Here is a 6,268-nt window from a genome sequence, read left to right as displayed (position 1 = left end):
CTACCACGAACTGGGTTCCATCACATGCCGATTCGCCTGAGCCTCCCCCCGACGCTGCGCGAGCGCCTGGCCTCGGCCGACCGTCCGCTGATCGGCCTGTGGGCCTGCGCCGGCAGCCCCATCACCGCCGAGATCGTGGCCGGCAGCGGCTGCGACTGGGTGCTGCTCGACGCCGAGCACTCCCCCAACGGCCTCGAGTCGGTGCTCGCCCAGCTCTACGCCATGTCGGGGTACCCCGTGGCGCCCCTCGTGCGGCCGCCCTACGGCGACACGGTCGCCATCAAGCAGTTCCTGGACCTCGGGGCGCAGAACCTGCTGATCCCCATGGTCGACTCGGCCGAGCAGGCCGCCGAGATCGTGCGCGCCGTGCGCTACCCCGACGGCACCCCCGCGGGAGGCGTGCGCGGCGTGGGGGCGGCGCTCGCGCGATCCGCCCGCTGGAACCGCGTGGAGGGCTACCTCGGCCGAGCCTCGGAGACGGTCAGCCTCACAGTGCAGATCGAGTCGGCCGCGGCGGTCGCCGACGTCGAGCGCATCATCGCGGTCGACGGCGTCGACGCCATCTTCGTCGGCCCCTCCGACCTGGCGGCGTCCATGGGATTGCTGGGCCAGCAGAACCACCCCGAGGTGGTCGAGTCGGTGCTGCGCGCGATCGCGGCCGGCGTCGCGGCGGGCAAGCCCGTCGGAGTCAACGCCTTCGTGCCGGCCGACGCCGAGCGCTACATCGAGGCCGGCGCGTCGTTCGTCGCCGTCGGCGCCGACGTCGCGATCCTCTCCCGCCAGACCGAGGCTCTCGTCGATCGCTTCACCGGCGCCGGGAGCGGCGAGCGCGCGAGCTACTGAGGCCCCGCGCCGGGCACCGCCACCGGACACGGGCCCGGTGCGGAACCCGGCGGGGATGGTCACGGCCGGCCCCCTCGAAAGGGGGATTTCCCGGCGCTTTTCGCGGGAACGGCCGGGAAATCCCGCTTTCGAGGGGATCTTGCGAACCGTTCCTTCCCAAGCCCGCCTAGATCATATACGATAAGAGATATAACGTGCCGGGACCGGGCGGGCCCGGCACGGAGAGACGAGTGAGGTCGCCATGACGTACGGAATCGAGCAGTTGGGCATCGAGACCCCCGGCAAGGTCATTGCCGTTCACCTCAACTACCCCTCGCGGATCGCGCAGCGCGGCCGCACCCCCGAGTTCCCCTCGTACTTCTTCAAGCCGGCCTCGTCGCTCGCCCCGACCGGCGGCACCATCGAGCGCCCCGCCGGCACCGAGCTGCTCGCCTTCGAGGGCGAGATCGCCCTCGTGATCGGCGAGCCGGCCCGCTGGGTCTCGCCCGAGGACGGGTGGAAGCACGTGGCGCAGGTGACCGCCGCCAACGACTTCGGCCTGTACGACCTGCGTGCGGCTGACAAGGGCTCCAACGTGCGCAACAAGGGCGGCGACGGCTTCACGCCGATCGGCCCCGCCGCGATCCCCACCGAGGGCATCGGACAGGACGCCTGGCGGGTGCGCACCTGGGTGGGCGGCGAACTCGTGCAGAACGACACCAGCGACACGCTCAGGTTCCCCTTCGGCCAGCTCGTCGCCGATCTGTCGCAGCACATGACGCTCGAGACGGGCGATGTGATCCTCACGGGCACCCCCGCGGGTTCCTCGGTCGTCGTGCCCGGCGACGTGGTCGAGGTCGAGGTCGACGCCCCGAACGCGCCCGGCGCCCCCACCACCGGCCGCCTTGCGACCACCGTCACGCAGGGCGCCAACGCCTTCGGCGACTTCGGCAACACGCCCGCCATCGACGACAAGCAGCGCGTCGAGGCTTGGGGCGACGAGGACGCGCACGCCGCGGCGGTCGCCGCGGGCAAGGCCTCCCCGCTCGAGGATGAGAGCCGGGCCTCGACCGGCTCTCCGCTCACCGCCGAGATCCGCGAGCTGCTCGACGGCGTGGCCGTGGCGACCGTCTCGGCGGCCCTGCGCAAGCGCGGCTACGTCGACATCTTCGTCGACGGCGTGCACCCGAACCACGAGGGCGACCGCATCCTCGGCACCGCCAAGACCCTGCGCTTCATCCCCTTCCGCCCCGACCTGTTCAAGGAGTACGGCGGCGGCTTCAACGCCCAGAAGCGCGCCTTCGACACCGTCGAGGCCGGCGAGGTGCTCGTGGTCGAGGCCCGCGGCATCCCCTCCACCGGCACCGTGGGCGACGTGCTCGCGCTGCGCGCCCAGTACCGGGGCGCAGCGGGCATCGTCACCGACGGCGGCGTGCGCGACTTCGCGGCCGTGCAGGAGTTCGACCTCCCCGTCTTCTCGCGGGGCGCGCACCCGAGCGTGCTCGGCCGCCGCCACGTGCCCTGGGAGACCGACGTGACCATCGCCTGCGGCGGCGCGGCCGTGCAGCCGGGAGACATCATCATGGGCGACCGCGACGGCGTGGTCGTGATCCCGCCGTTCCTGCTCGAGGAGGTGGCCCGCGAGGCCGCCGCCCAGGAGGACGCCGACGCCTGGGTCGCCGAGCAGGTCGCGCAGGGGGCGCCGGTCGACGGCCTCTTCCCCATGAACGCCGAGTGGCGCGCGCGCTACGAGGCGTCCCGCGCCTCGACACCGGCCGGCGCCACCGAGGCCGAGCGGGAAGCGCGGGCCTGACCGTGACCGCGGAGTCGAAGTCCGAGCGCGCGTACCGCCTGATCCGGGAACGCATCGACAGCGGCCGGTACGTGCCCGGCTACCGCCTCGTGCTCGCGCCCATCGCGAACGAGCTCGGCATGTCGGTCGTGCCCGTGCGCGAGGCGATCCGCCGCCTCGAGGCCGAGCAGCTCGTCACCTTCGAGCGCAACGTCGGCGCGCAGGTCGCCCTCATCAAGGAGACCGAGTACCTGCACACCATGCAGACGCTCGCGCTCGTCGAGGGCGCCGCCACCGCGCTCGCGGCGCCGCGCATCACCGAGGATCAGATCCGCCGCGCACGCCTCGTCAACCAGACGATGCGGGAGTCGCTCAGCGCGTTCGACCCGCAGCGCTTCACCGAGCTCAACCTCGAGTTCCACAGCGTGCTGTTCGAGGCCTGCCCCAACCCGCACATCCTCGACCTCGTGCACCGCGGCTGGAACCGCATGAAGGTGCTGCGCAACTCGTCGTTCAGCTTCGTGCCCGGCCGGGCGCGGGAGTCGGTCGACGAGCACGACCGGATCCTGCAGCTCGTCGAGGATCGCGCCGCGCCCCTCGAGATCGAGATGACCGCCCGAGCGCACCGCACGGCGACGCTCGACGCCGTGCTCGCCTACTCCGACGAGCACCGGCACGCGGGAGAGCGGACGGCCGCACCGGCCGCCTGACCCCGCAGCCCCACCCCGACCATCCCCATCACCACTGGAGAGAGACATGACCCAGGAGAAGCCCGCCGGGCTGCCAGACAAGATCCGCCACTTCATCGACGGCGAGCACGTCGACTCCGTCGGCGGCGAGGAGTTCGAGGTCCTCGACCCCGTATCGAACGAGACCTACATCATGGCCGCCTCCGGTCAGCAGGCCGACATCGACCTCGCGGTCGCCGCAGCGAAGCGCGCGTTCGACGAGGGCCCCTGGCCGAAGATGCTCCCCCGCGAGCGCTCGCGCATCCTGCACAGGGTCGCCGACATCGTCGAGTCGCGCGACGAGCAGCTCGCGCGCTTCGAGAGCTTCGACTCGGGCCTGCCCATCACGCAGGCCAAGGGCCAGGCCCGACGCGCCGCCGAGAACTTCCGCTTCTTCGCCGACCTGATCGTGGCGCAGCACGACGACACCTTCAAGGTGCCCGGTCGCCAGATCAACTACGTGAATCGCAAGCCGATCGGCGTCGCCGGCCTCATCACCCCCTGGAACACGCCGTTCATGCTCGAGTCGTGGAAGCTCGGGCCGGCCCTCGCGACCGGCAACACCGTCGTGCTGAAGCCGGCCGAGTTCACGCCGCTGTCGGCCTCGCTGTGGGGCGAGATCTTCCGCGAGGCGGGTGTGCCCGACGGCGTGTTCAACCTCGTGGGCGGCTTCGGCGAGTCGGCGGGCGACGCCCTCGTGAAGCACCCCGACGTGCCGCTCATCTCGTTCACGGGCGAGAGCCGCACCGGCCAGATCATCTTCGGCAACGCCGCCCCTCACCTCAAGGGCCTGTCGATGGAGCTCGGCGGCAAGAGCCCCGCCGTCGTCTTCGCCGACGCCGACCTCGAGGCCGCGCTCGACGCCACCGTCTTCGGCGTGTTCAGCCTCAACGGCGAGCGCTGCACCGCGGGCAGCCGCATCCTCGTGCAGCGCGACATCTACGACGAGTTCGTGGAGCGCTACGCCGAGCGCGCGAAGAACATCGTGGTGGGCCTGCCCAGCGATCCGGCCACCGAGGTGGGCGCGCTCGTGCACCCGGAGCACTACGACAAGGTGATGAGCTACGTCGAGATCGGCAAGAGCGAGGGCCGCCTCGTCGCCGGCGGCGGCCGCCCCGACGGCTTCCCCACGGGCAACTACGTCGCCCCGACCGTGTTCGCCGACGTCGAGCCCGACGCCCGCATCTTCCAGGAGGAGATCTTCGGCCCGGTCGTCGCGATCACCCCGTTCGACACCGACGAGGAGGCGCTCGCGCTGGCGAACAACACCAGGTACGGCCTGGCGGCCTACATCTGGACCTCGAACCTCAAGCGCGCCCACAACTTCGCGCAGTCGGTCGAGGCCGGCATGGTCTGGCTCAACTCGAACAACGTGCGCGACCTGCGCACCCCCTTCGGCGGCGTGAAGGCCTCGGGCCTCGGGCACGAGGGCGGCTACCGCTCGATCGACTTCTACACCGATCAGCAGGCCGTGCACATCACCCTCAACGAGGCGCACAGCCCCCGCTTCGGCGCCGGCAACAAGTAACTCCCACCACTGCAAGGAAGCACATCATGGCAAAGCTCAACGACAGCGACAAGACCTCCTCGGGCTTCTGGGTCACCGAGGAAGCCCCGATCCACTCCGACAACCCCGTCGCCACCCCGCAGGCCGAGGCGCCCGACATCCTGCGCTGCGCCTACATGGAGCTCGTGGTCACCGACCTCGCCGCCTCGCGCGAGTTCTACGTCGACGTGCTCGGCCTCTACGTGACCGAGGAGGACGACGAGGCGATCTACCTCCGCTCCACAGAGGAGTTCATCCACCACAACCTCGTGCTGCGCAGGGGCCCCGTGGCCGCGGTCGCCGCGTTCTCGTACCGCGTGCGCACTCCCGGGGATCTCGACCGGGCGGTCGACTTCTACACCGAACTCGGTTGCGACGTGCGCCGCAACGAGAACGGCTTCGTGAAGGGCATCGGCGACTCGGTGCGGGTGGTCGACCCGCTCGGCTTCCCCTACGAGTTCTTCTACCAGACCGAGCACGTCGAGCGCCTCGCCTGGCGCTACGACCTGCACAAGCCCGGCGAGCTCGTGCGCCTCGACCACTTCAACCAGGTCACCCCCGACGTGCCCCGCGCCGTGCGCCACTACCAGGACCTCGGCTTCCGCGTGACCGAGGACATCCAGGACAACGAGGGCACGGTGTACGCCGCGTGGATGCGCCGCAAGCCGACCGTGCACGACACCGCCGCGACGGGCGGCGACGGCCCCCGCATGCACCACGTCGCATTCGCCACGCACGAGAAGCACAACATCCTCGCGATCTGCGACAAGCTCGGCGCGCTGCGCATCTCCGACCGGATCGAGCGCGGTCCCGGTCGCCACGGCGTGTCGAACGCGTTCTACCTGTACCTGCTCGATCCCGACGGCCACCGCGTCGAGATCTACACCCAGGACTACTACACGGGCGACCCCGACAACCCGGTCGTCACCTGGGACGTGCACGACAACCAGCGCCGCGACTGGTGGGGCAACCCGGTCGTGCCCTCGTGGTACACCGAGGCCTCGCTCGTGCTCGACCTCGACGGCAACCCGCAGCCGGTCGTCAGGCGCACCGACGACTCCGAGATGGAGGTCACCATCGGGGCCGACGGCTTCTCGTACACCCGCGAGGGCGACGAGACCAGGGGCTTCAAGCTCGGCGAGACGCTGTAGATCGCTGCTCGGGCCTGCGCAGCGGGTTCGGGATCGGGGCCGGGGCGCGGTGCGCCCCGGCCCCGCTTGAGCGGCGGCACGCCGACCGCCACCGACCGCCACCGACCGCCGCTGACTTTCCATTTGGATAGCCCTGCGCCGATCCTCATGCTCCTTGCGCTCTGTGCACAGGCGCGCCCTTCTCCTCTCGTTCGCCCCTCCCTAGACTCGGCAGCAACAGCCCTGCGGC

At 70.9% G+C, this 6,268-nt stretch carries 5 protein-coding genes; all 5 read left to right on the top strand.

The window, feature by feature from the left end; genetic code table 11:
* Positions 1-24 precede the first annotated feature (24 nt).
* The 5 genes from D1J51_RS08005 (at position 25) to hpaD (ending at position 6,039) form a co-directional block, all read left to right on the top strand.
* On the top strand, positions 25-843 hold the full coding sequence (locus D1J51_RS08005; RefSeq protein ID WP_119074647.1) for an HpcH/HpaI aldolase family protein: 819 nt from the start codon (positions 25-27) through the stop codon (positions 841-843).
* A 241-nt stretch (positions 844-1,084) separates the two neighbouring features.
* Positions 1,085-2,635 carry a fumarylacetoacetate hydrolase family protein gene (locus tag D1J51_RS08000; protein ID WP_119074646.1) on the top strand — a complete coding sequence of 517 codons (1,551 nt, stop codon included), beginning with the start codon at positions 1,085-1,087 and terminating at the stop codon, positions 2,633-2,635.
* Positions 2,636-2,637: 2 nt separating this feature from the next.
* The gene (locus D1J51_RS07995) at positions 2,638-3,324 is read left to right on the top strand and encodes a GntR family transcriptional regulator (RefSeq protein ID WP_119074670.1); all 687 of its coding nucleotides are present in this window, start codon (positions 2,638-2,640) and stop codon (positions 3,322-3,324) included.
* Positions 3,325-3,370: 46 nt separating this feature from the next.
* On the top strand, positions 3,371-4,870 hold the full coding sequence (hpaE, locus tag D1J51_RS07990) for a 5-carboxymethyl-2-hydroxymuconate semialdehyde dehydrogenase (protein WP_119074645.1): 1,500 nt from the start codon (positions 3,371-3,373) through the stop codon (positions 4,868-4,870).
* Positions 4,871-4,896: 26 nt separating this feature from the next.
* Positions 4,897-6,039 carry a 3,4-dihydroxyphenylacetate 2,3-dioxygenase gene (hpaD, locus tag D1J51_RS07985; RefSeq protein WP_119074644.1) on the top strand — a complete coding sequence of 381 codons (1,143 nt, stop codon included), beginning with the start codon at positions 4,897-4,899 and terminating at the stop codon, positions 6,037-6,039.
* The last annotated feature ends 229 nt before the right edge of the window (positions 6,040-6,268 follow it).

It is taken from the genome of Leucobacter sp. wl10, assembly GCF_003569785.1.
GTDB lineage: Bacteria > Actinomycetota > Actinomycetes > Actinomycetales > Microbacteriaceae > Leucobacter.
Note: the sequence above shows the minus strand (reverse complement) of the source record. Positions and strands in the feature narration are given on the sequence as shown.